We start from the raw sequence: 23,861 nt of genomic DNA, 5'->3' as shown, positions 1-23,861 counted from the left end.
GTTACGCAGCCTCTCCTTCCGGCGGCAGGCTCAGCCCGCCATGCTTCGTCCACCACACCGCGATCGCCTCTTCCAGCGCGGCGCGAGCGGTGTCGCTGCGGACGATCTCGATGGCCTCATCGAGGAAGGCGCGCACCAGCATGGCCCGCGCCTGATCGCCCGGCACACCGCGCGAGCGCAGGTAGAAGAGCTGGTCCGGGTCCAGGGCGCCCACGGTCGCGCCGTGCGAGCACTTCACGTCGTCGGCGTAGATTTCCAGCTGCGGCTTGCTGTCCATCTCCGCATCCTCGGAGAGCAGCAGCGACTGGTTCATCTGGTAGCCGTCGGTCTTCTGCGCCGGGCGACGCACCAGGATCTTGCCCTGGAACACGCCGCGCGACTTGCCGGTCAGCACGGTCTTCACCGTCTGCCGGCTGGCGCAGTCGGGCTCGTTGTGCTCGATCAGCGTGGTCACGTCGGCCACCTGCCCGTCGGAGGCGAGCTGCGCGCCGTTCAGGTGCGCCTCCGCCTTGGGACCGGCCAGGATCAGGTGGATCTCGCAGCGCGACACCTTGCCGCCGGCGTTCAGCGCGAAGGCGTCGTAGACGCCGCCACCCGCCACGCGGACGTTGATCTGCGCGAGGTGGTATGCCGTGTCCGGCTCCCGCTGCGCGCGGACATGGATCAGGTTGGCACCTTCCGCCACGTCGATGTCGAAGACCGGGTTGTGGAAGTGCTGGCTGCCTTCGGGTCCGGTGGCGGTCTCGATCAGCGACAGCTTCGCGCCGCGCGCCAGACGGATCTGGTGGCGGGGGTGGAAAGCCATCGCCGCCGGGCCGGTGGCCACGGACAGGATCTCGATCTCGCCGCCATCCACGCCTTCGCCGAGCTCGAGCACCAGCCCGTCCTCGAACAGCATGGCGTTCAGCGCTTCCAGCGGACGCTCGGAGTCGGGGCGGCCCATATGCGCCACGGCCTCGTGCAGCGCCTCGCTCAGGGGGCGGGCACCTTCGGGCAGGGTGGACAGCTCAGCGCGGAAGCGGCCGTCCAGGAACACCGCGCGATGGGCGCAGCGGGCCACCGGCAGGGCGGGTGCGTCCTCGACGGCCAGCAGCGCCTCGCGGAACTCGGCGCGGGAAAGCTGCGACAGGTCGGTGTAGCGCCAGGCCTCGACGCGGCGCGTCGGCAGGCCGGTGGCGCGGAACACCTCGGCCGCCTCGGCACGCAGCGCCGCCACCGCCGGGATCGCGGCGCCCGGCAGGTGGTCGTTCAGCCCCTCGAAGCGCTGAAGGAAGCTGGTGCCGCCGGGCGTGTGGGTCGGAAAGGCGCTCACGCCGCCTCCTCGACGACCGTGGCGTAGCCCTCGGCCTCCAAGCGGTGCGCCAGCTCCGGCCCGCCGGACTTGATGATGCGGCCGTTCGCCAGAACATGGACGCGGTCGGGCACGATGTAGTCCAGCAGGCGCTGGTAGTGGGTGATCACCAGCGACGAGAAGTTCGGGCCGCGCTGGGCGTTCACGCCATCGGCCACGATCTTCAGCGCGTCGATGTCGAGGCCGCTGTCGGTCTCGTCCAGGATGGCGATCTTGGGCTGCAACAGGGCCATCTGCAGCACCTCGTTGCGCTTCTTCTCGCCGCCCGAGAAGCCGACGTTGACGCCGCGCTTGAGCATGTCCTCGGGCATGGACAGGGCGCGCATGCGCTCGCGAGCCAGCTTGAGGAACTGCATGGCGTCGTACTCGCTCTCGCCGCGGGTGCGGCGGATCGCGTTCAGCGCCGTGCGCAGGAAGTTGGCGTTACCCACGCCCGGCAGCTCCACCGGGTACTGGAAGGCCAGGAACAGGCCGGCGGCGGCGCGCTCCTCGGGCTCCATCTCCAGCAGGTCGCGGCCGTCGAAGGTGGCGGTGCCGCCGGTGACCTCGTAGCCTTCGCGGCCCGACAGCACGTAGCTCAGCGTCGACTTGCCCGAACCGTTCGGGCCCATGATGGCGTGGACCTCGCCCGTCGGCACCTCGAGGTCGATCCCGCGAAGGATCTCCTTGCCGTCGATCTCGGCGGTCAGTCCCTGAATCTTCAACATCGTTCTAGCGCACCTCTCGACGGCTGACCGCGACGGTCAGCCGACACTCCCTTCCAGGCTGATCTGGAGGAGCTTCTGCGCCTCCACAGCGAATTCCATCGGCAGCTCCTGCAGCACCTCGCGGCAGAAGCCGTTCACGATCAGGCCGACCGCGTCTTCCTGCGACAGCCCGCGCTGCCGGCAATAGAACAGCTGGTCCTCGGCGATGCGCGAGGTCGTGGCCTCGTGCTCCACCTTGGCCGACATGCAGCGGTTCTCGATGTAGGGCACCGTGTGGGCGCCGCACTGATCCCCGATCAGCAGGCTGTCGCACTGCGTGAAGTTGCGGGCGTTCTTGGCCTTCGGGCTGATCTTCACCAGGCCACGATAGGTGCTGTCCGACTTGCCGGCGCTGATCGTCTTGGCGACGATGGTCGACTTGGTGTTGGCACCCAGGTGGATCATCTTGGTGCCGGTGTCGGCCTGCTGGTGGTTGTTGGTGATCGCCACCGAGTAGAACTCGCCCACCGAGTCGTCGCCCTGCAGGATGCAGCTCGGGTACTTCCAGGTGATGGCGGAGCCCGTCTCGACCTGCGTCCAGCTCACCTTCGACCGGGCGCCGCGGCAGGCCGCGCGCTTGGTGACGAAGTTGTAGATGCCGCCCTGCCCGTTCTCATCGCCCGGGTACCAGTTCTGCACCGTGGAGTACTTGATGGTCGCATCCGTGTGCGCGACCAGCTCCACCACCGCGGCGTGCAGCTGGTTCTCATCGCGCTGCGGCGCCGTGCAGCCCTCGAGGTAGGACACGGTGGCGCCTTCCTCGGCGATGATCAGCGTGCGCTCGAACTGGCCCGTGCTCTTGGCGTTGATGCGGAAATAGGTGCTCAGGTCCATCGGGCAGCGGACGCCCTTGGGGATGTACACGAAAGACCCGTCGGTGAAGACGGCGCTGTTCAGCGCGGCGAAGTAGTTGTCGCCCGCCGGCACCACCGAGCCCAGGTACTCGCGCACGAGGTCGCCGTGCTCGCGCACCGCCTCGGAGATGGAGCAGAAGATGATGCCCTCCTTCTCCAGCCGGCCCTTGAAGGTGGTGGCCACCGACACGCTGTCGAACACGGCATCCACGGCCACCGTCGGCTCGACGCCGGCCAGCAGCTCCTGCTCGCGGATGGGGATGCCGAGCTTGGCGTAGGTCTTCAGCAGCTCCGGGTCGACCTCATCGAGGGACTTCGGACCGGCCTTCTGCTTCGGGGCGGCGTAGTAGTGCGCGTCCTGGTAGTCGATCGGCGGGTAGACGACCTTGGCCCACTCAGGCTCGACCATCTTCTGCCAGGCGGCGAAAGCCTTCAGGCGCCAGGCGAGCAGCCACTCCGGCTCCTCCTTCTTGGCGGAGATGAAACGAACGATGTCCTCGTTCAGGCCCCGGGGGGCCATGTCCATCTCGATATCCGTCTCGAAGCCCCACTTGTAGGTGGACTGGGTGACGGACTCGACAGCATCGATCGTCTCGGCGACGGCGGGCATGCGCGTGTCCTTACTCGGCCGCCAGCGCCACCGGCTCGGCCGGGCGCGGGCGATGGGATGAACAGGAAATGGGGTTGGCGAGGTCGGCCACGGTCACGGCCGCCAGCGCGTTGCGGATCGCGTCGTTGACGGGGTCCCAGCGGCCGCGCACCGGGCAGAGCGCCTCGGCCTCGCAACTGCCGGACGCACCGTCCACGCAGGCCGTGAGCGCGATCGGCCCGTCCACGGCGACGATGACCTGCGACAGCGCAACCTCATGGAGGGGGCGGGCCAGGCGGTATCCACCGCGCGAGCCCCGCACGCCCTCCACCAGGCCGGCCTGGCCCAGGTTCTTGAGCACCTTGGCGACCGTCGGCTCGGCGACGCCGGTGGCGGCGGCGAGGTCCGGCGCGGTGCACAGACCTTGTTCCCGACCGAGCCGGGCGAGGACCACGACGGCGTAGTCCGTGAGTTTCGACAGCCGAAGCACGTCGCTCTCCTCGGAGGTTGGTTGAAACTGGACCAGAAAAGTCCGGTATGCGGCAGATGCGGTCGGCGGCCGCTTTTGTCAAGCCGCGTCAATGACTTGCAAACCACTCGCAACCGCAGGCTTTGACCTCCTGCCGGGCCGGTGAGAACCTTCGCAGCCGATGGATGCACCCTGTTCCGAGCACCGTGATCGCCCTCGCCCTCCCGTGGCGCCCCGGCCGGCCGCGAGCCTGATCCTTTGGCGCCGGCATCGGGACGCGCTGCAGGTACTCATGGGCCGACGGAGCGCTGGACACCGGTTCATGCCCGGCTACCTCGTGTTTCCGGGTGGCAGAGTTGATGACGGCGACCACGTCGCGGCAGTGGCCGCCGGTCTTCGACCGGAAGTGGCTGCCCTGCTGACCGGACATGGCTCCTCCGGCCGTGTCGGCGATCTGCCGCGGGCTCTCGCGGTCGCCGCTGCGCGGGAGTTGTTCGAGGAAACCGGTCTCACCCTCGGCTGCCCTGACATGTCAGAGGTGTTTCATCCGGATCTTTCGAGCCTGCGCTACCTGGGACGCGCCGTGACGCCGTCCTGGTCGCCCGTGCGCTTCGACGCACGCTTCTTCGCCGCCCCGGCCTGCGCGGCGCAGGGGGAGGTCCGCGACAGCGCCGAACTGGAAGATGTCGGCTGGTATCCGGCGGACGTGACCGGTGCGACGGTCGCGCCGATCACCGCGCGGGTGCTATCGGCATTCCGCGACGCCATGATGCTGCTCGCCCAGGGAGGCTGGCCGCCGCCGGCCTGCTTCACGGTGCCGAGCTGAAGGAGAACGAGCGATGGAAACACGCGCCGCGGTGGCCTGGGCCGCCGGCAAGCCGCTGACGATCGAGACAGTTCGCGTCGAGGGCCCCAAGCCCGGCGAGGTGCTGGTGGAGATCATGGCCACCGGCGTCTGCCACACCGATGCCTACACCCTCTCAGGCGCGGATTCGGAGGGCAAGTTCCCGGCGATCCTGGGGCACGAAGGCGCCGGCATCGTGCGCGAGATCGGCGCGGGCGTGACCAGCGTGAAGGTCGGCGACCACGTGATCCCGCTCTACACGCCCGAATGCCGCAACTGTAAGTCCTGCCTGTCGCAGCGCACCAACCTCTGCACCGCGATCCGCTCCACCCAGGGCCAGGGCGTGATGCCCGACGGCACCTCGCGCTTCCACTGCTCCCCCGTCCTGGGCGAACCCACCGGCGCCGCGCCAGTGCGCAGCCAGGCCAGCGGCGACACCGTGTTCCACTACATGGGCTGCTCAACCTTCGCGAACTTCACGGTGCTGCCCGAGATCGCGGTGGCCAAGGTCCGCGAGGACGCGCCCTTCGACAAGATCTGCTACATCGGCTGCGGCGTGACCACGGGCATCGGCGCGGTGATCAACACCGCCAAGGTCTGGCCCGGCGCCAACGTGGTGGTGTTCGGCCTGGGCGGCATCGGGCTGAACGTCATTCAGGGCGCGCGCATGGTGGGCGCCGACAAGATCGTCGGCGTGGACATCAATCCGTCCAAGCGCGAGATGGCGCAGCGCTTCGGCATGACCGACTTCATCAACCCGCGCGAGGTCGGGAACGACAAGGTGGTGCAGGCCATCCTGGACATCACCGGCGGCGGCGCGGACTTCTCTTTCGACTGCACCGGCAACACGGAGGTGATGCGCCAGGCGCTGGAATGCTGCCACCGCGGCTGGGGCGAGAGCATCATCATCGGCGTGGCCGAGGCGGGCAAGGAAATCTCCACCCGTCCCTTCCAGCTGGTGACGGGCCGCGTGTGGAAGGGCTCGGCCTTCGGCGGCGCGCGCGGTCGCACCGACGTGCCGAAGATCGTGGATTGGTACATGCAGGGCAAGATCGAGATCGACAGCCTGATCACCCACACCATGCCGCTCGAAGAGATCAACCACGCCTTCGACCTGATGCACGAGGGCAAGTCGATCCGCTCCGTGATCGTGTACTGATGGAGGTCGTCTCCCGCACCCGCTCCTTCGGTGGCGAGCAGCTGGTTTGCCGCCACGCGAGCGAGGCGACCGGCACCGCGATGCGCTTCGCGGTGTTCGTGCCGCCGGCGGCCTCGCGCGGCCCGGTGCCGGTGCTGTGGTTCCTGGCGGGCCTGACCTGCACCGAGGCCAACTTCACCGAGAAGGCCGGGGCGCAACGCGTCGCGGCCGAGCTCGGCCTGATGCTGGTGGCGCCCGACACCTCGCCCCGTGGCGAGGGCGTGGCGGATGATCCGGCCTACGACCTGGGCCAGGGCGCAGGCTTCTACCTCGACGCCACCGAGGCGCCCTGGGCGCCGCATTTCCGGATGGAGCAGTGGATCACCGGTGAGCTGCCGGGGGTCGTGGCGGCGAACCTGCCGGCCGACATGGCGCGGCAGGGGATCACCGGCCATTCCATGGGCGGCCACGGGGCACTGACGCTGGCGCTGCGACATCCCGGCCGCTATCGCTCGGTTTCCGCCTTCGCGCCGATCTCCTCGCCCACGCGCTGCCCCTGGGGCGAGAAGGCGCTGGCGGCCTATCTCGGCGCAGACCGGGCGGCGTGGCGGGCGCACGACGCCGCCACGCTGATCGCCGACGGCGCGCGGGTGGCCGAAATCCTGGTGGACCAGGGCACGGCGGACCAGTTCCTCGACGGGCAGCTCAAGCCGCAGCTGCTGCGCGAGGCCTGCGAGGCGGCCGGCATCCCGCTGCAGTTGCGGATGCAGGACGCCTACGACCATTCCTACTTTTTCGTGGCGAGCTTCGTGGCCGACCACCTGCGCTGGCACGCCGAGCGACTCGCGCGCTGAACGCGATTCCCGGCGCCCTCCGGTAGTCAGGCCGGGCGGGCGCCGGTAGGGTCCGGGGCAGATCGCGCAAGGGCAACCGAGGCATGAGCATCACCCAGGACACTTCACGGGCCGTGACCGACGGCGCCGCCCCTGCCCCGGCCGACCCCGCCGTCGCCTTTGAGCTGCCCCAACGCATCAAGGACCTCGGCTCCAGCCAGATTGCCGAGATCGCCGACCTCGCGCGCGAAGACCCCGACGTCATCAAGCTGTGGATCGGCGAAGGCGACCTCGCCAGTCCGGAGCCGGTGGTGGAAGCCGCCTACGCCGCGATGCGCGCGGGCCAGACGCGCTACACCTATTCCCTGGGCCTGCCGAAGCTGCGGGAAGCGCTGTCCGACTACCATCGCCGCCACTGGGACGTGGAGGTCGCGCCGTCGCGCTTCTCGATCACTTCGGGTGGCATGAACGCGGTGATGCAGGCCTTCCAGGCGGTGCTGGAGCCGGGCGACGAGGTGATCCATCCCTCCCCCGCCTGGCCCAACCTCGGCGAGGCCGCGCATATCTGCGGCGGCGTGCTGGTGCCCGTGGCGCTGCGCCGCGACGCGGCCGGCGACTTCGTGTTGCGGCTGGAAGACATCTTCGACGCGGTGACGGAGCGCACCAGGGTCATCGTCATCAACTCGCCCTCCAACCCCACGGGCTGGGTGATGCCGCGCGAGGACATGCGGCGGCTGGCGGAGTTCGCGCGCGAGCGGAACCTCTGGATCCTGTCGGACGAGGTGTACAACCACTTCACCTACGGCAATGCCATCGCGCCCTCCTTCCTGGAGGTCTGCACGCCCGGAGACCGGCTGCTGGTGACCAACACGTTCAGCAAGAACTGGGCGATGACCGGCTGGCGCGCCGGCTGGGTGATCTACCCTGAAGGGCTGGGGCCGGTCTTTGCCAAGCTGAACCAGTACAACACCACCTCGATCCCGACCTTTATCCAGCACGCGGCGGTGGTGGCGCTGGAACAGGGCGACGGCTTCATCCGCACCATGGTCGGCCGCTGCGCCGAGAGCCGGCAGATCTTCGTGGATGGGCTGTCGCGCCTGCCGGGCGTGACGCTGAGCGTGCCGGAGGGCGCCTTCTACCTGTTCGTGAAGGTCGAGGGCGAGCCGCACGCGCGCGACCTGGCGCGGCGCATCCTGCGCGAGGCCAAGGTCGGCGTGGCGCCGGGCACCGCCTTCGGCGAGGCCGGCGAAGGTTGCTTCCGCCTGTGCTTCGCCGTGTCGCCGGAACTGGCGCGCGAGGCCATGGCGCGGCTGAACACCTTCTTCGAGCGCCGCGCGTCGCGCTGACGGCCGGCTGACGGAACGACAAACCCCGGCGCCGCCCGCGCCGGGCTCGTGCCGCATCGCGCGCCTCAGCGGCGGCGGTAGCCTTCCGGCGACGCCGTGATCCGCCCTTCGCCAGCCAGCTTGATGAGGTGGGCCAGCACGCTGCCGGCCGCCCCGGCGGCGAGGCGGGGATCGAGCGCCACACCGTAGATCAGCGGAACCAGTTCCGCGGCCGTCATCGGCGCTGCGCCGTCCAGCGCCCGGAGGATCGCGGCCTCGCGCTCTTCCCGGTGCCGGCGCAGCGCGGCGAGAAAGGGGGCGGGTTCCTCCAGCACCGGTCCATGCCCCGGCAGCAGCAGCCGGTCATCCCGCGCGGCGATCCGCGCCAGCGAGCGCATATAGTCCGCCATGCTGCCGTCGGGCGGGGTCACCGCGGTGGTGGACCAGGCCATGACGTGATCGCCGCTGAACAGGATGCCGGTGCCCTCCAGCGCGAAGCAGAGGTGCGTCGGGCAGTGGCCCGGGGTGTGCAGCGCCCGCAGCAGCCCGGCCTCGGTCGGCACGGTCGCCTCGTCGGGGAGGACGACATCCGGCCGGAAGCGCGTGTCGGCGCCCGGTCCCACCAGCGGCCCGTGCGCGCCGAATCCCGACACCGGGGCGCCGGTCAGTCGTTGCAGCGCGGGCGCCCCGGCGGAATGGTCGAGATGCGTGTGCGTCACCAGGATGCGCACGATCCGCCCTGCCCCGGCGGCGCCGAGGATGGCCTCGCGATGCTCCGGCAGGTCGGGGCCGGGGTCGATCAGCGTGACTTCGCTCTGTCCCAGGAGCCAGGTGTTGGTGCCGGTAAAGGTCAGCGGCCCGGGGTTCGGGCAGAGCAGGCGCCGAATGCCTGGCGCGACGTCTTCCGCCACCCCTGGCCGTGCGTGGTCCTCGCGCCGAAAGGCCGGTGGCGCGTCGTCAGACCGGGGCGCGGCAGCCTCGCGCCGGGCCGGCCGGGCGGCCTCGCCATCCCGGTCCGCCGGCATGGACAGGCCCGGGCGCGGGGTCGGCGAGGGTTTGCTCATGATGCCTTGCGCCGCATCTCGCCCGGCAGGATCGCGAGGCCGGCACCCACGATCAGCACCGCACCCGCCATCATCGCCAGGCTCGGCGCGTCGCCGAACAGCAGCCAGCCCACCGCGGTCGCCCAGATCAGGCTGCAGTAGGTATAGGGCCCCAGCGCCGAAACCTGTGCCGAGGCGAAGGCCTCGGTCTGCAGCACCTGCCCGAGCCCGCCCATGGTGCCCAGCAGCACCAGCAGCGCAAAATGCGTCCAGCCCGGCGTCACCCACACGAAGGGCAGCACGAAGAACAGGATCGCCGTCATCAGGATCGCCTGCCACAGCGTGATGGTGGTGCTGGCCTCGGTGGCCGAGAGCTGGCGGATCTGCAGCGTCGAGAGCGCCGAGATGAGGCCCTGTGCCACCGCCATGCCGTAGGCCCAAGGCGGCGCGCCGGAACCGCTGCCGCCGAGCAGCCCCTGGTTCAGCGCCACGATGATCACGCCGGCAAAGCCCACCACCACCGCGGCCCAGCGCTGAAAGCCCGGATGCTCGCCCAGGAAGGGGATGGCCAGCACCGTGATGAACAGCGGCTGCGTGTAGCTCAGCACCTGCTGCTCCGCGAGCGGGAGGTAGTTCAGCGCCGCGAAGGACATCGACATCCCGAGCAGACCCGTGGTGGCGCGCATCACGTGGCCGCCGAAGCGCTTGGTGCGCAGGATCACGCCGCGGCGCGACGCGATCAGCAGCACCATCGGCAACGAGAACAGGTTGCGGAAGAACAGCAGTTCCGCCGTTGGCAGGTCGCGGCTGAGATGCTTGATCAGCGCGTTCATCAACGCGAAGACCAGGCCCGCGGCCACGATCAGCGTCGCGCCGCGCCGGAGATCGTGCCTCACGAGGCGCGGGCCCGCGCCGGGGGCGGCAGCGGCGTCGTCACCGGCCGCGGCGGGGTGGCGGGGCCGGGCATGGCCAGGGCCTCGCTGGCGATGCGCTGGCTGTTGAGGCGGACGCGCTCGCGGTGGAGGTTAAACAGCCCGGCCGCGATCACCACCACGGCGCCGATGATCGTGGTCCAGCTCGGCAGCTCTCCCCAGATCGCGAGGCCCAGGCCAAGGCCCCACAGGATCGGCGAATACTCGATCGGCGCCAGCACGCTGACCGGCGCCATGGCGTAGGCGCGGGCGATGGTGAAGTGCATGAAGCCGTAGAACATGCTGCACATTGCCAGCAGCAGCAGCGTGGTCGGGCGCGGGATGAAGTGCTCGGCCGGAAAGAAGGGGTAGCTCGCGATGCCGCCCAGGATCTGCGCCACCATCAGCCAGAAGGCGATGGATTCCGGCCGGTCGGTGCGCGCCAGCATGCGCGTCCAGATGCGGGTGACCGCCAGCAGCGTCACCGCCAGCAGCATCAGCAGCGACTCCGGCCGCCACAGCGCACCGCCGGGCTGGAGCATGAACAGGACGCCCGCCAGGCCGACCGTGGTGCTGGTCCAGCGCCGCCAGCCGACCTTCTCGCCCAGCAGCGGCACCGCCATGACGGTCAGGATCAGCGGCGTGGTGGCCGCCACCACGTAGGTGTCCACCAGCGACATGCCGCGGGTCCAGGCCACGTAGTAGAGCAGCGACACCAGGCAGTTGAAGGCGCCGCGCCCGAACAGAAGCCAGCCATTGTGCGGGCGCAGCGTGGCCAGCGCCCCCCGGCGCCACGACTGGCCCAGCAGCAGCACCGACAGCGCCCCGAAGCAGCCGCGCCAGAACATCGCCCCGGCGCTGCCGACCTCCGGCAGGACCCACTTCAACGCGGCGTCGGAAAAGGTGTTGAGAAGGTAGGACAGGGTGACGAGGCCGATGGCCTTGACGGTGTTGTCCAGCCGGTTGGCGGTGCTGGGCGCAGTTTCGGTCAAGGATCTTCCTCGTGTGTCGGCCGACTGTTCGCGCCGGTTCCGGTCATGGTGGTGTGGCCGGCGCCGGACCGGATGCCCGGCGCCCCCGTGGATCGCGGTTCCGGCTGCGGTCAGTCGTCGCGCACGAAGAGACGGTAGCCCTCGATCTCGCCTTGCTGGTGGTAGTGCCGCCAGGTCGCCGCGAAGAGGGGGTGGCGGCTGAAGTACTCGACGAAGTCGAACTCGCGCCCGCACCAGGGAATCCCCGGGTTGCGGTCAATCAGCACGGCGGCCGGGGGCGCCTTCGCGAAGTCCTCGGCCACGGTGCGGTACACGAAGAACTCCGCGCGGCTCATCTCCCAGGGCTGGCGGTAGCGCTCACCGTCGGCGGGGCAGCTGCGGTACACGCCCTGCAGCAGCCACATGTTCATGGTGCGTAGCGTGGACTGTGCCTGGGCGTAGTTCAGCGCCGGATAGACCGGGAAGATGTCGGGGCTGAGGATCAGCAGCCGCTCACCATAGGCTTCCCCCCGCAGCCAGGCGGTCAGCCGCCCCGCCTTGGTGTCGGCGAACTGGATCTCGCGGAAGGGCGCCTCGCCGCCGCGGACCGCCACGAAGCCCAGCGCCGCCGCGGCCACCAGCCCGAGGACCGGCGCGGCGCGGCGGGCGCCGGCGGGCGGCAGGTTGCGGTCCACCCAGCGCGCCGCGAGCAGCCCCGCCAGCACGCCGCCCAGCATCAGGATCGGCGCGACGTGGTAGGTCCAGCCCTTGTGCTGCACCCAGGCGGAGGCGAAGGCACCGGTCGCCGACAGCGCCAGCACCAGCGACAGGTTGCCGGCCTCACGCCGCAGGGCAAAGGGCAACAGCAGCGCCAGCAGCACCGTGGCCGCGCCCATCTGCGGCGTCAGCAGCACCTGCCACAGGCTCTGCCCGCCCTGGTCCAGGTAGTACTGCCAGACCAGCGGCACGACGTAGCCGAGATAAGCCGGAAACAGCACCGGGATGCTGAGGAGGTAGAGCAGCCAGACCCCCGCCATCACCCAGGGCACCGGGTCGCGGAAGCCGCGCCGGGGCCCCTGGCGCAGCAGCAGCGCGGCCTCCACCAGCGCCGGCACCGCCAGGAAATGCGGCTTGAGCGCGAAGCCCAGCGCGGCGATCACGGCGACACCCAGCCGCAGGCGCGGCGCGGTCGGCACCCCGTCAGCGCGGCGCGCGGCCAGGATGGCGTAGGGCAGCGCCAGCGTCGCCATCAGCACCTCGCGCTGGCCGAAGTCGTAGCCCGAGACCACGGCGGCCAGCGGCAGCAGCGCCGAAAGCACGGCGGCCTCGGCCACACCCTCCACCCGGTCCCGCCGCAGGCGGGCGCAGAGCCACAGGCTCAGCCCCGCCAGCGCCACGAGGCACAGCTGCAGCGCCGCCACGCTGCCGATCGGCGTCCACGCCGCGATCGCCGCGGGCACGAGGTTCAGCACGAAGATCAGTGGCGGGTTGACGTCGATCAGCTCGGTGTAGAGGTGCTCGCCCGCCAGCCAGCGTTCGGAAAAGTTCAGCACCGCGGCGACGTCGTGGTTCAGCGGCGGCGAGAGCACGGTCGCGAGGAACAGCACCGCCGGCAGGTGCGTGGCGAGGCGGATCAACCAGGCCCGCCAGGCCAGGCCGAGCCTCGGCAGCGCCGGTGCGGCACCGTCCCGGAGCGTATCCGGAACGGCATCGGCGACGATGCTTGAAGTCGGCGGGGGCGGTGGTGTCTTCATCATCCGTGCGTCGCGGCATCGCTTCCCGGCCAGCCGCGCCGATCGGGCTTGCCAGAGGATTGCGGCGGAGACTAGGCGGCTTTGCCTTGCCGCGGCCGTGAGCGTCGGAAAAACTGCGCCGCATCGTGGAAGCCGACGAATACGCCCTGATGGATCGGGCCGAGGACGGCATGTGGTGGTACCGCGCCGCCCATGCCCGCCTGGCCGAGCTGCTGCAGCAGCGGATCGCCGTCGCCTCACGCGCGACGGGCGAGCCGTTGCTCGACCTCGGCTGCGGCACCGGCGGCGTCTTGCGCGCCCTGCGCACCGCCCTGCCCGGTCTGCAGCTCGTGGGGTTGGACTACGACGCGGGGGCGGCCCGCCGCGCGTCGCGCAAGGCCCTGGCGCCGGTGACCTGCGGCGACGCCAACCGCCTGCCCTTCCGTGACCGCTGCTTCCGCGCCGCGGTGTCGGTGGACGTGCTGTGCCACCGCAACGTGGAGGAGGACGCGATGCTGGAGGAGCTGCACCGCGTCCTGGTTCCGGGGGGGCTGCTGGTGCTGAACCTTCCGGCCTTCCGCTGGCTGCACTCCGCCCATGACCGGCGGGTGCACAATGCCCGCCGCTACACCGCCCCCGAGGCGCACAGGCTGCTGCGTCGGGCCGGCTTCGCCGAGATCGAGGCGCGCTACTGGAACAGCCTGCTGCTGCCGCTGATGGTGCTGCAGCGCAAGCTGCTGGCCCGGCGCCGCGACGCGCCGAGCGACGTGGCGCCCTTCCCGCCCTGGCTCGACCGGCTGCTGGGCGGCGTGGATGCCGCCGAGCAACGGCTCGCCCGCGCCGGGCTCCGCTTCCCGGCCGGCGGCTCCATCCTTGTCACCGCGATCCGCCGCTGAGCGGCGCCCCCCCCCCCCTGTCCCCCGAGGTTCCCACAGAGATGTCCCCCATGCCGCCCCTGCCTGATCCGCGCCACGCGCCCGGCCTGTCGATCGTGGTGCCCGTGTACCGCGGCGCCGCCACGGTCGGGCTGCTGGTGGAGGCGCTGTCGGCGCTGCGGCCCGAGGGCGGACTCGAGATCGTGCTGGTGAACGACGGCAGCCCCGACGAGTCCGGGGCGGTGTGCCGGGCACTGGTGGCCGGCGCCACGGTGCCGGTCACCTACGTCGAGCACGCCAGGAACTTCGGCGAGCACAACGCGGTCATGAGCGGTCTGCGGCAGGCGCGCGGCCGCTACGTCATCACCATGGACGACGACCTGCAGAACCCGCCGGAGGAGGTGGTGCGGCTGTACGACCACGCGCGCCTGGGCGACTGGGACGTGGTCTACACCCGCTATGCCGAGAAGAAGCACGCGGCCTGGCGCAACCTCGGCTCGCGCTTCGCCAACGGCGTGGCGGACGGGCTGCTGGACAAGCCGCGCGGCCTGTACCTCAGCTCCTTCCGCTGCATGTCGGCGCTGGTGGTGCGCGAGGTCACCCGCTACGGCGGCCCCTATCCCTATATCGACGGGCTGATCATGCAGGTCACCCAGCGCATCGACTCGATCGAGGTGAAGCACTTCGCCCGCACCGAGGGCCGGTCGAACTACACCATGCGCCGGCTCGTCCGGCTGTGGCTGAACCTCGCCACCAGCTTCTCGGTGAAGCCGCTGCGCTTCGCGGGGCTGACCGGGCTGGCCATGGGTGTGCTGGGCCTCGTCGGTGCGGTGCTGGTGGTGGCGGAAGCGCTGAGCAGCGGCACGCCCTCGGGCTGGGCCTCGCTGATGGTGGCGGTGCTGCTGATCGCCGGCGTGCAGTTCGTGATGCTGGGCGTGCTCGGGGAGTATGTCGGCCGCGCCTTCCTATCGGCCAACGGCAAGCCTCAGGGCGTGGTGCGGGAGATCCTGCGCGCCGAGCCCGCCGCCGGGCGCGAGGTGCCGGCCGCGCTGTCGGACGCGCCGTGACGGCCCACTGGCTGGCCCTGGTCGCCGCCATCGCCACCTCGCTGCTGGGGCAGGTGCTGCTCAAGGCCGGGACGCTGGGGGATGGCGGCTTCCTCCAGCAGCTGCTGCGCTGGCAGACGGTGATCGGCCTGGGCTTCTACGGCGGGGCGGCGCTGCTCTACATCGTGGCGCTGCGCCGCCTGCCAATGAGCGTCGCCCTGCCCTGCACCGCGGTGTCCTACGTGGTGGCCGCGGTGGTCGGGCATTTCGGCTTCGGCGAAGCGCTGGGGGCGGCGAAAATCGCGGCGCTGGCGCTGATCTGCGCCGGCGTGGCCCTGCTGGCCGCGGTCGCCTGAAGGGTCCCGGCCGACCCCCAGCGGAAACGGGGTGGTGCCTGACGCCTCAGCAGGGCTCGGCGACGAAGGTCTGGCTCGGGCGGATGAACTCGTCCTGCGCCGCCACGGTCAGGATCTCGCGCGATCCAGCCTCGGCGGTGCGGCTCAGCAGCCCGTGGATCGAGGAGGCGGCGGAGGACACCGCCACCCGGGCATCGCCCCAGCGCAGGCGGTGGAACAGGAACAGCGCCGCGATGGCATCCCCCGCGCCGTTGATCGAGATCGGCAGCAGCGGCGTGCGGACCCGCCAGAAGTGCCCCTTCTCGGCTGCCAGCATCTCGATGCTGTCCGCCGGCGTGTCCTCCACCCGCAGCGAGGTCACCAGGACGCAGCCGGGGCCGCGCGCCTGCAGCGCCACCACCGCCGCCTTGGCGTCGGCGATCGTGGTGACGGTGCGGCCCGACAGCTGCTCCAGCTCGAACTGGTTGGGCGTGATGATGTCGGCCAGCGGCACCGCGCGGTCGCGCATGAACTCCGGAATGCCGAGGCGCACGAAGACGCCGCGGCCGGTGTCGCCGATCACCGGGTCGCAGCAGTAGAGCGCCTTGGGGTTGGCGGCCCGGACGGTGGCCACGGCCTCCAGGATCGCCTCGCCGATCGCGGCCTCGCCCATGTAGCCCGACAGCACCGCGTCGCAGCTGCCCAGCACCCCACGCTCGGCGATGCCGGCCACGAGGTCACGGATCAGCTCCGCCCCGAAGACCTGCCCGCGCCAGGTGCCGTAGCCGGTGTGGTTGGAGAACTGCACGGTGTTGACCGCCCAGACCTCGGCGCCCAGGCGCTGGAGCGGGAACACGGCGGAAGCGTTGCCGACATGGCCGTAGGCGACCCAGGACTGGATGGAAAGGATGTTCACCAGGACCCTCCGTGGCAGCAGCGGAACCGCGCCTGCTTGCCCCGGAAGGGGCGCCGTTGGAAGGGCCCGGACGGTGCCACGACCGGGTGGGCCACGAACAAGTAGGCCGCGGCCGCGAGGGGCTACGGGGCGGGTTGCGCCGCGGGACCCCGGCCGCTAGAAGCCGCGTTTCCGCAAGCCCGGTCGGCATCGGGCACTGCCAAACGACAGAGAACCCCGATGAAGTCCGATATTCACCCCGACTACCACGAGATCAATGTCATCATGACCGATGGCACGACCTTCAAGACCCGTTCCTGCATGGGCAAGGAAGGCGACACGTTGCGCCTGGACATCGATCCGAAGTCCCACCCGGCCTGGACGGGCGTGCAGCGCATCGTGGACACGGGCGGGCAGATCGCCAAGTTCAACAAGAAGTTCGCCGGCATCGGCGTTCGCAAGGGCTGAGGCGTCCGGGCCGGCTCCGGCCGGCTCGCATCCAGTTGAACGACCGAAGGCCGCTTTCCCCGCGGAAGACGGCTTTTCCGGCCCTGGCGGGGGCCTTGAAGCCGCCCTTCTCCTCGACCATCTTTGCGGCGTTGGCGATGCCCGATCGGGGTCGCCGGCGCGGTTCGGACGTACCGGGCATCGCCCTCGCGGGATGCAGCATGGCACGACGGGCCGGAACATCCGCAGGACCTTGCTTTCGAGGAGGTTTTTCCGTGAACGCTTTCGACATTTCTCCCCTGCTGCGCACCGCCATCGGCTTTGACCGCATGGCCCGCCTGGCCGACACGGCCCGCGCCGCGTCTGAGGGGTCTTCCTACCCGCCCTACAACATCGAGCGCGTGGCCGACGACGCCTACGTGCTGACCATGGCGGTGGCGGGCTTCGGTCCCGATAACATCGAGATCACGTCCCAGGACAACACCCTGACCATCGCGGGCAAGGCGCCCGAGGCCGAGGATGGCCGCCGCTACCTGCACCGCGGCATTGCGGGCCGCGCCTTCGAGCGTCGCTTCGTGCTGGCGGACCACATCCAGGTCCAGGGCGCGGACATGCAGAACGGCCTTCTCCACGTGTCGCTCAAGCGTGAGGTGCCCGAGGCCCTGAAGCCCCGCCGCATCGCCATCGCCGGCAGCGCGCCCAAGGCCATCGAGATCGCCAACGAGGCCGAGGCCTCGCAGCAGGCGGCCTGAACGACGCCGCTCCCCGACCTTCCGGTCGGGGTCTGAGATCGGGGGCGGTCGGCGGAGCGATCCGCCGGCCGCACTCGTTTCATCCCTGCCCAGCCCGGGGAAGAATGTGGCAAACTTTGACCGGGCCCACGCCTCTCCCTATATCGGCCGGCAACGAATGGCGGTGGGGCTCCCCCGCGACACCACGCGCGGCCTCCCCCGCGCCGGGCACTCCAGAGGTTTCACCAGATGTCCACTCCCTTGATGCCCAAGGCCACCGCCGTGTGGCTGATCGACAAGACCTCGCTGACCTTCGACCAGGTGGCCGACTTCGTGGGCATGCACCCGCTCGAGGTCCAGGCCATCGCCGATGGCGAGGTCGCGCAGGGGATCGTGGGCTACGACCCGGTGGCCAATGGCCAGCTGACGCGCGAGGAGATCGCGCGTTGCGAGGGCTCGCCCGACACGCGCCTCAAGCTGCTGACCAGCGCCATCCCGCTGCCCAAGAAGCGAGGCAAGGGCGCGCGCTACATCCCCGTGTCGAAGCGCACCGACCGCCCGGACGGCATCGCCTGGCTGCTGCGCAACCACCCGGAGCTGACCGACGCTCAGATCGAGAAGCTGCTCGCCACGACCAAGGAAACCATCGCCAAGGTCCGTGACCGCACGCACATCAACACCGCCACCATCAAGCCACGCGACCCGGTGATCCTGGGCCTGTGCACCCAGAGCGAGCTCAACGCCGTGGTGGCCTCCGCCGCCGAGCGCGGCTCGGGCGCGCCGCCGGCCAACATGCCGGTGGTGGAGGACGAGGAGGAAGAGGCGCACTGAGCGCCCCTTCCCAGCCGATCATCCGAAGGGAGGGCCGGGTCAGCCGGCCTTCCCGGCCTCGGGGGCGGCGTCGCTCTCCTTGAGGCGCGTCAGCAGGGTCAGCACGGCGGCTTCCTCGGGCCGGAGCTGGTCGATCCTGTGGCGCAGCTCGTTGCGCGCCTCGTCGGAGATTTCCAGCACGAGGCTGCCGGCGAGGTAGGAGTCCAGCACGTTGGGGTGGACGTAGCACTTCCGGCACACCGCCGGCGTGTTGCCCAGGCGCGAGGCCACCTTCTCGATCGCGGCGCGGATGTTCTTCTTGGCCGCGGCCTGGGTGTCCACCTTCTCGAATTCCCGCAGCGCCAGCGCCGCCAGCACCGTGCCGGACCAGGTGCGGAAGTCCTTGGCGGTGATGTTCTGCCCGGTGATCTCGTGCAGGTAGCTGTTCACGTCGTTCGAGGTGACGTCGTGGATCTCGCCATCCCCGTCGCGGTACTGGAACAGCTCCTGCCCCGGCAGGTCCTGGCACGCCTTGACGATGCGTGCGACGCGGCGGTCGGTGTGCCGCAGCTTCCATTCCTTGCCGCTCTTGCCGCGAAAGGAGAAACGCATCTCCTCGCCCCGCACGCTCACGTGCTCGTTCTGGAGCGTGGTCAGGCCGTAGGACCCGTTCTGCTCGACATAGTCGTCGTTGCCGACCCGGATCAGGGTGTTTTCCAGCAGCGACACCACCACCGCCAGGACCTTTTCGCGCTGGAGGCCGGGCCGCTTCATGTCCTCGGCCACCCGCTGGCGGATCTGCGGCAGCAGCGCCGCGAATTCCGCCATGTGCTCGTACTTCGTGGCGTCGCGCACTTCGCGCCAGCGCTGGTGGTAGCGGTACTGCTTTCGCCCCTTGTCGTCGCGCCCGGTGGCCTGGATGTGGCCGTTGGCGTGGGGGCAGATCCACACGTCCTTATAGGCCGGCGGGATGGCGAGCGAGCGGATGCGCTCCAGCACCGCCTCGTCCTTGACGGGCTGCCCCTTGCTGTCGCGGTAGCTGAAGCCCTTGCCGCTGCGCCGCCGCGTGATCCCGGGTGCCTCGTCCGACACGTAGCGCAACCCGGCCGAGAGCGCCGCGTCGCGTGGATCCACGATGGTTTGTACGGCGGACGGATCGTCGAGCGGCATGAATTCCTCGCACGGCGCCGCGGAGAGAGCGCCCGCGAGGCAAAACCCGGGCGGGGTGCCGCGGTTGCGGCCGCCGGCGCCCGGGCCGGTCGCCTGCCCCCGTCAGGGGATACCGGTCACGGCACCCCCGCGGGCAGGACGCGAAACGGGAAGGCTCAGGCGCTGCCGGCGGAGCGCAGCCGCTCCATCTCCTCCTTGAGACGGAGCTTTTCCTTTTTCAGGCGTGCCAGCTCGGCCTCGTCAGGCTTGGGACGGAGCGCTTCCGCCGACAACTTGGCGTCGAGCGTGGCGTGACGGTCCTCAAGCGATCTCAGGCGAGGAGCGTTGTGCATCAGCCTTTGTTCCTTCTCCCGTTCTCGGCGGCTGTCATGGCCGCCGGGGACATGTTATGGCCCTGGCAGACCGTCCGTGCGACCCCTCTTCGGAACCGTTCCCGCCAGAATGCTCGCCGATCGCGACAGCCTCCTCCGCCGCCTGCACGAGCTCCGAAGCGAGCATCGTGACCTCGATTCCGTGATCGTCCGGCTTGAGACGGCCCCGACCGACCAGCTCCACATGCAGCGGCTGAAGAAGCGCAAGCTGAAGCTCAAGGACGAGATCACCTGGCTGGAATCCCAGATCGTTCCGGACATCATCGCGTGAGCACCACCGCCGACACGACGCCGCCCCTGGTCGGCGTGATCATGGGCAGCCGCTCCGACTGGGAAACCATGCGCCACGCCAGCGACGTGCTGACGGAGCTGGGCATCGCGCACGAGACGCGCGTCGTCTCGGCCCACCGCACGCCGGAGCGCCTTTACGACTACGCGCGGACGGCGCGCGACCGCGGCCTGCGCGTGGTGATCGCGGGCGCCGGCGGGGCGGCCCACCTGCCCGGCATGGCGGCCGCGATGACGCCGCTGCCGGTGCTGGGCGTGCCGGTGGAAAGCCACGCGCTGAAGGGCATGGACAGCCTGCTGTCCATCGCCCAGATGCCCGCCGGCATCCCGGTCGGCACGCTGGCCATCGGCCGCGCCGGTGCGGTGAATGCGGGGCTTCTCGCCGCGGCGATCCTGGCGGTGAGCGATCCTGCGCTGGCCGGACGCCTCGACAACTACCGTCGCCGGCAGAGCGAGTCCGTGGCGGAGACCCCGGCTTGAGCGCCGGGCGCAACACCCCGCTCCCGCCCAACGCCACGATCGGCATCCTGGGCGGCGGCCAGCTCGGCCGCATGACCGCGATGGCCGCGGCCCGGCTGGGCTACCGCTGCCACGTCTACGACCCCGCCGACGACAGCCCCGGAATGCAGGTTTCGGCCGCCCGCACCGTGGCGGGCTTCGAGGACAGGGCGGCGCTGGAGCGCTTCGCCCACGCGGTGGACGTGGTGACCTTCGAGTTCGAGAACGTCCCGGTCGCGTCGGTGGAGCTGTTGTCGCGCCTGGTGCCCTGCCGCCCCGGGCCGCACGCCCTGTCGGTGTGCCAGGACCGCCTGCAGGAAAAGCGCTTCCTGGCCGAGGCCGGCGTCTCGGTGGCACCCTGGCGCGCCGTCACCAGCCGGGCGGAGCTGGACGAGGCCGTGGTGGCGCTGGGCCTGCCGGCGGTGCTGAAGACCACGCGCCTGGGCTATGACGGCCGCGGTCAGGCGGTGCTGCGCAGCGCCGCGGACCTCGATGCCGCCTGGGAACGCCTGTCACCCCGGCCGCTGATCCTGGAAGCCTTCGTGCCCTTCGCGATGGAGGTTTCGGCCATCGCGGTGCGCGGGGTGGACGGCACCACCGTCACCTACGACGCCACCGAGAACCGGCACGCGCACCACATCCTCGACCTGTCCTTCGCCCCGGCCCGGGTGAGCGAGGCGGTGGCCGCCGCGGCGCGCGAGCACGCCGCCCGGGTGGCGGCGGCGCTGGACCTGGTGGGCGTCATGGCGCTGGAACTCTTCGTGCTGCCGGACGGCACGCTGCTGGGCAACGAGATCGCGCCCCGGCCGCATAATTCCGGACACTGGACTCCGGAAGCCTGCCGCGCCGGGCAGTTCGAGCAGCATGCCCGCGCCGTGGCGGGCCTGCCGCTGGGCGACACGGAGCGGCGTGCCGACGCGGTAATGCGCAACCTGGTGGGGCCGGAGGGCATGGCGCGTTGGCCGGCGCTGGTTGGCGCCGCGGATGTCGTGGTACAGCTCTACGGCAAGGCCGAGGCGCGGCCCGGTCGCAAGATGGGTCATGCCAACCTTCTTCTTCCGGTCGGCACCCTTGCCGGATTGCCGGACGCCGAGATTTTCGCCCAGATCTGACCCGGCCATCGTTGCGTTGCACAACCGCCACAGTGATGCGGAAACGTGACGCATGCGCCTCCACTCGGCTCCTTACGGTGTTAGAAGCATCGCACGCCGTGTTCGGACTCGAGGGGAGTTCCTCAGTGCGCGGCGCGATGCCCGGAACGGGATCGAGGGGAGAACGATATGAGCTTCCGTAAGGCGCTGCTCGCGGCGACCGTCGTGTCGCTGCCGCTGGCCGCCCAGGCACAGCCCGTATCCGGCGTGTACATCGCCGGTGGCGGCGGTGCGAACTGGGTGCAGTCCACCCGCAACAACGTTGACGACGACAGCAGCTTCCTCGTCCGCAGCGGCCTGCCCAACGACAGCCTGAAGGCCAAGTACGAGCTCGGCTTCGGCGGCGTGCTGAGCGTCGGCTACGGCTTCGGCAACGGCCTGCGCCTCGAGGCGGAGGGCGACTACCGCCAGAACGACATCGACGACATCCAGCTCTTCGGCGTGCGCGGCTACGGCATCGGCGGCACCCAGCGCACCTACGGCGCGATGGGCAACGTGTTCTACGACTTCGCCCTGCCGAGCTTCATTCCGCAGTACCTGCCCGTCGTGCCGTACATCGGCGCCGGCGTCGGTTACCAGTGGACCGACATCAACAACGGCAACGCGCGCTTCGGCACCAACAGCCGCATCCACTTCGACGATCGCGACGGTCAGTTCGCCTACCAGGGCATCGCCGGCCTCGCCTTCCCGATCGCGGCCGTGCCGGGCCTGTCGGTGACCGCCGAGTACCGCTTCCTCGGCACCCTGTCGCCCGACCTGAACGCCTCGATCGAGCGCGTGAACGCCGCTGGCCAGCCGGTCGCGACCCTGGCCCGCACCAAGGTCGAGCTCGACAACTTCAACCACTCGGCGTTCCTGGGCCTGCGCTACGCCTTCAACGCGCCGCGTCCGGCCCCGGCCCCCGTGCCGCCGGTTGCCACCCCGGCGCCGCAGGAAACGGCCCGCACCTACCTCGTGTTCTTTGACTGGGATCGTTCGGACCTGACGGACCGCGCGCGCCAGATCATTGCCGAGGCGGCGCAGAACAGCCGTTCGGGCGGCGTGACGCGCCTGGAAGTGTCGGGCCACGCCGACCGTTCGGGCACGCCGCAGTACAACCAGCGCCTGTCGCAGCGCCGCGCCGACACCGTGGCGGCCGAGCTGGCCCGCAACGGCGTGGCTCGCTCGCAGATGACGGTGCAGGCCTTCGGCGAGAGCCGTCCGCTGGTCGCCACCGCCGACGGCGTGCGCGAGCCGCAGAACCGCCGCGTCGAGATCGTCCTGCGCTGATCGCGCGGGCGACCTCAACCGTCGCTTGACCAGGGAGGGCCGGTCCGCAAGGACCGGCCCTCTCCTTTTGTGTTCCCGAGAGCACAGGGTGTCACAAGTGACACAAATGCTTCTCTGTCCCGTCGGGTAGAACTTACAAGCTTGTTACGCCCCCTTTAGGATTGCACCGTTACGGCACGAGTCCCGCTCCTTCAGGACGAAGACAGGCGGGAGTTGCCCTTCTCGGGATCCCATTTCTTGACCTTTAAGCAGCTTCTTCTGTCCGCCTTCGTGGCCGCCCTTCCGCTGGCCGCTCAGGCGCAGCCGGTCAGCGGCCTGTATTTCGGCGCCGGCGCCGGCTTCAATGGCCTCCAGAGCACGAAGGACACGCTCTGGGGCCCGAACAGTATCCTCAATCCCCTGCTTGGCACCGCCAACGGTGAGGTGAAGACCACCTTCGAGCCCGGTTGGGGCGTGGTGGGCAGCGTCGGCTGGGGCTTCGGCAACGGTCTGCGGGTCGAGGTCGAGGGCAACTATCGTCGCAACAACGTGGATGAGGTCCGAACCTTCGGCCGCCAGAACCTGGCCTCGCAGGGCAGCATCCGCTCCTACGGCGCGATGGGCAACGTGTTCTACGACTTCGCCCTGCCGAGCTTCGTTCCGCAGTACCTGCCCGTCGTTCCCTACATCGGCGCGGGTGCCGGCTACGTTTGGAGCGAGTACCACCGGGTGGGTGCGGCCTTCGCCACCAACGGCCGCGTGACGGGCGCTTATGCCGCGGATGACCGCGACGGCCGCTTCGCCTACCAGGGCATCGCCGGCCTCGCCTTCCCGGTCGCGGCCGTGCCTGGCCTGTCGGTGACCGCCGAGTACCGTTTCCTCGGCACCCTGTCGCCCAAGGTGGACAGTGTTGTGGTGGGCCGCTTCGGCTACGCCACGGGCCGTACCGAAGTCGACAGCTACAACCACTCGGCGTTCCTGGGCCTGCGCTACGCCTTCAACGCACCGCGTCCGGCCCCGGCCCCCGTGCCGCCTGCCGCTGCCCCGGCGGCGACGCAGGAAGCTGCCCGCACCTACCTCGTGTTCTTTGACTGGGATCGTTCGGACCTGACGGACCGCGCGCGCCAGATCATTGCCGAGGCGGCGCAGAACAGCCGCACCGCCGGTGTGACGCGCATCGAAGTGTCGG

Annotated in this window: 26 protein-coding genes; 15 read left to right on the top strand and 11 right to left on the bottom strand. The window is 70.3% G+C overall.

The annotated features are described in order from the left end of the window. Position 1: 1 nt before the first annotated feature. From sufD to ACFFGY_RS13750, 4 genes are read right to left on the bottom strand one after another with little or no spacing between them, the layout of a single operon-like run. On the bottom strand, positions 2 to 1,312 hold the full coding sequence (gene sufD, locus ACFFGY_RS13765; protein WP_377045077.1) for a Fe-S cluster assembly protein SufD: 1,311 nt from the start codon (positions 1,310 to 1,312) through the stop codon (positions 2 to 4). Next, entirely contained in the window at positions 1,309 to 2,058 is a 750-nt protein-coding gene (sufC, locus tag ACFFGY_RS13760) for a Fe-S cluster assembly ATPase SufC (protein WP_377045076.1), read from the bottom strand. Before sufC ends, sufD begins: the two co-directional genes overlap by 4 nt. A gap of 36 nt (positions 2,059 to 2,094) precedes the next feature. Beyond that, on the bottom strand, positions 2,095 to 3,561 hold the full coding sequence (gene sufB, locus ACFFGY_RS13755) for a Fe-S cluster assembly protein SufB (RefSeq protein ID WP_377045075.1): 1,467 nt from the start codon (positions 3,559 to 3,561) through the stop codon (positions 2,095 to 2,097). 10 nt (positions 3,562 to 3,571) lie between these two features. Further along, positions 3,572 to 4,030 (bottom strand): SUF system Fe-S cluster assembly regulator, encoded by a 459-nt coding sequence (locus ACFFGY_RS13750; RefSeq protein ID WP_377045074.1) that lies wholly within the window; start codon positions 4,028 to 4,030, stop codon positions 3,572 to 3,574. Between the two features lie 301 nt (positions 4,031 to 4,331). Between ACFFGY_RS13750 and ACFFGY_RS13745 the strand changes: the two genes are divergently transcribed. From ACFFGY_RS13745 to ACFFGY_RS13730, 4 genes are all read left to right on the top strand, one after another. Then, positions 4,332 to 4,835, top strand: a complete 504-nt coding sequence (locus ACFFGY_RS13745) for an NUDIX domain-containing protein (protein ID WP_377045073.1) — start codon at positions 4,332 to 4,334, stop codon at positions 4,833 to 4,835. Between the two features lie 13 nt (positions 4,836 to 4,848). Continuing rightward, positions 4,849 to 6,012 carry an S-(hydroxymethyl)glutathione dehydrogenase/class III alcohol dehydrogenase gene (locus ACFFGY_RS13740; protein ID WP_377045072.1) on the top strand — a complete coding sequence of 388 codons (1,164 nt, stop codon included), beginning with the start codon at positions 4,849 to 4,851 and terminating at the stop codon, positions 6,010 to 6,012. Beyond that, positions 6,012 to 6,845, top strand: coding sequence for an S-formylglutathione hydrolase (gene fghA / locus ACFFGY_RS13735; protein WP_377045071.1), 834 nt, complete (start codon positions 6,012 to 6,014; stop codon positions 6,843 to 6,845). Before ACFFGY_RS13740 ends, fghA begins: the two co-directional genes overlap by 1 nt. 83 nt (positions 6,846 to 6,928) lie before the next feature. Further along, a complete protein-coding gene (locus tag ACFFGY_RS13730; RefSeq protein WP_377045070.1) occupies positions 6,929 to 8,170 on the top strand; it encodes a pyridoxal phosphate-dependent aminotransferase in 1,242 nt (413 codons plus the stop codon). 65 nt (positions 8,171 to 8,235) lie between these two features. Here ACFFGY_RS13730 and ACFFGY_RS13725 read toward each other — a convergent pair whose 3' ends face one another. From ACFFGY_RS13725 to ACFFGY_RS13710, 4 genes are all read right to left on the bottom strand, one after another. Next, positions 8,236 to 9,213 carry an MBL fold metallo-hydrolase gene (locus tag ACFFGY_RS13725; protein ID WP_377045069.1) on the bottom strand — a complete coding sequence of 326 codons (978 nt, stop codon included), beginning with the start codon at positions 9,211 to 9,213 and terminating at the stop codon, positions 8,236 to 8,238. Beyond that, positions 9,210 to 10,088, bottom strand: a complete 879-nt coding sequence (locus ACFFGY_RS13720; protein WP_377045068.1) for a DMT family transporter — start codon at positions 10,086 to 10,088, stop codon at positions 9,210 to 9,212. Before ACFFGY_RS13720 ends, ACFFGY_RS13725 begins: the two co-directional genes overlap by 4 nt. Then, a complete protein-coding gene (locus ACFFGY_RS13715) occupies positions 10,085 to 11,095 on the bottom strand; it encodes a DMT family transporter (RefSeq protein ID WP_377045067.1) in 1,011 nt (336 codons plus the stop codon). The genes ACFFGY_RS13720 and ACFFGY_RS13715 overlap by 4 nt, the downstream gene beginning before the upstream one ends. A gap of 110 nt (positions 11,096 to 11,205) precedes the next feature. Continuing rightward, the gene (locus ACFFGY_RS13710; protein WP_377045066.1) at positions 11,206 to 12,831 is read right to left on the bottom strand and encodes a DUF2339 domain-containing protein; all 1,626 of its coding nucleotides are present in this window, start codon (positions 12,829 to 12,831) and stop codon (positions 11,206 to 11,208) included. A gap of 122 nt (positions 12,832 to 12,953) precedes the next feature. On the opposite strand from ACFFGY_RS13710, the gene ACFFGY_RS13705 reads away from it, so the two are divergent. Genes ACFFGY_RS13705 through ACFFGY_RS13695 form a run of 3 tightly spaced genes read left to right on the top strand, consistent with a single transcriptional unit; the run spans position 12,954 to position 15,084 of the window. Continuing rightward, positions 12,954 to 13,703, top strand: a complete 750-nt coding sequence (locus ACFFGY_RS13705; protein ID WP_377045065.1) for a class I SAM-dependent methyltransferase — start codon at positions 12,954 to 12,956, stop codon at positions 13,701 to 13,703. A gap of 50 nt (positions 13,704 to 13,753) precedes the next feature. Next, positions 13,754 to 14,749 carry a glycosyltransferase family 2 protein gene (locus ACFFGY_RS13700; RefSeq protein WP_377045064.1) on the top strand — a complete coding sequence of 332 codons (996 nt, stop codon included), beginning with the start codon at positions 13,754 to 13,756 and terminating at the stop codon, positions 14,747 to 14,749. After that, complete coding sequence (locus ACFFGY_RS13695) at positions 14,746 to 15,084, top strand: EamA family transporter (protein ID WP_377045063.1); 339 nt, start codon at positions 14,746 to 14,748, stop codon at positions 15,082 to 15,084. The genes ACFFGY_RS13700 and ACFFGY_RS13695 overlap by 4 nt, the downstream gene beginning before the upstream one ends. A 46-nt stretch (positions 15,085 to 15,130) precedes the next feature. Here ACFFGY_RS13695 and pdxY read toward each other — a convergent pair whose 3' ends face one another. Then, positions 15,131 to 15,979, bottom strand: coding sequence for a pyridoxal kinase PdxY (gene pdxY, locus ACFFGY_RS13690; protein WP_377045062.1), 849 nt, complete (start codon positions 15,977 to 15,979; stop codon positions 15,131 to 15,133). 219 nt (positions 15,980 to 16,198) lie between these two features. Between pdxY and rpmE the strand changes: the two genes are divergently transcribed. From rpmE to ACFFGY_RS13675, 3 genes are all read left to right on the top strand, one after another. After that, a complete protein-coding gene (rpmE, locus tag ACFFGY_RS13685; protein ID WP_377045061.1) occupies positions 16,199 to 16,426 on the top strand; it encodes a 50S ribosomal protein L31 in 228 nt (75 codons plus the stop codon). Between the two features lie 254 nt (positions 16,427 to 16,680). After that, entirely contained in the window at positions 16,681 to 17,157 is a 477-nt protein-coding gene (locus tag ACFFGY_RS13680) for an Hsp20 family protein (protein ID WP_377045060.1), read from the top strand. A gap of 228 nt (positions 17,158 to 17,385) precedes the next feature. Then, entirely contained in the window at positions 17,386 to 17,967 is a 582-nt protein-coding gene (locus ACFFGY_RS13675) for a DUF1013 domain-containing protein (protein WP_377045059.1), read from the top strand. Positions 17,968 to 18,006: 39 nt separating this feature from the next. Here the strand turns inward: ACFFGY_RS13675 and ACFFGY_RS13670 are convergent, their stop codons facing one another. Both ACFFGY_RS13670 and ACFFGY_RS13665 read right to left on the bottom strand, forming a co-directional pair. Beyond that, a complete protein-coding gene (locus tag ACFFGY_RS13670; RefSeq protein WP_377045058.1) occupies positions 18,007 to 19,116 on the bottom strand; it encodes a DNA topoisomerase IB in 1,110 nt (369 codons plus the stop codon). A 155-nt stretch (positions 19,117 to 19,271) separates the two neighbouring features. Further along, positions 19,272 to 19,448 (bottom strand): YdcH family protein, encoded by a 177-nt coding sequence (locus ACFFGY_RS13665; RefSeq protein WP_377045057.1) that lies wholly within the window; start codon positions 19,446 to 19,448, stop codon positions 19,272 to 19,274. A 109-nt stretch (positions 19,449 to 19,557) separates the two neighbouring features. Between ACFFGY_RS13665 and ACFFGY_RS13660 the strand changes: the two genes are divergently transcribed. The 5 genes from ACFFGY_RS13660 to ACFFGY_RS13640 all read left to right on the top strand — a co-directional run. After that, positions 19,558 to 19,758, top strand: a complete 201-nt coding sequence (locus ACFFGY_RS13660) for a YdcH family protein (protein WP_377045056.1) — start codon at positions 19,558 to 19,560, stop codon at positions 19,756 to 19,758. A 41-nt stretch (positions 19,759 to 19,799) separates the two neighbouring features. Next, positions 19,800 to 20,255, top strand: coding sequence for a 5-(carboxyamino)imidazole ribonucleotide mutase (gene purE / locus ACFFGY_RS13655; RefSeq protein ID WP_377045233.1), 456 nt, complete (start codon positions 19,800 to 19,802; stop codon positions 20,253 to 20,255). Then, positions 20,252 to 21,385 carry a 5-(carboxyamino)imidazole ribonucleotide synthase gene (locus ACFFGY_RS13650; protein ID WP_377045055.1) on the top strand — a complete coding sequence of 378 codons (1,134 nt, stop codon included), beginning with the start codon at positions 20,252 to 20,254 and terminating at the stop codon, positions 21,383 to 21,385. The genes purE and ACFFGY_RS13650 overlap by 4 nt, the downstream gene beginning before the upstream one ends. A 168-nt stretch (positions 21,386 to 21,553) precedes the next feature. After that, positions 21,554 to 22,693, top strand: a complete 1,140-nt coding sequence (locus tag ACFFGY_RS13645) for an OmpA family protein (protein ID WP_377045054.1) — start codon at positions 21,554 to 21,556, stop codon at positions 22,691 to 22,693. A gap of 237 nt (positions 22,694 to 22,930) precedes the next feature. Next, the coding region (locus ACFFGY_RS13640; RefSeq protein WP_377045053.1) for an outer membrane protein at positions 22,931 to 23,861 on the top strand (931 nt) is incomplete at its 3' end.

Origin of the sequence: Roseomonas elaeocarpi (assembly GCF_042433915.1) — a bacterium.
Taxonomy (GTDB): domain Bacteria; phylum Pseudomonadota; class Alphaproteobacteria; order Acetobacterales; family Acetobacteraceae; genus Roseomonas; species Roseomonas elaeocarpi.
Note: the sequence above shows the minus strand (reverse complement) of the source record. Positions and strands in the feature narration are given on the sequence as shown.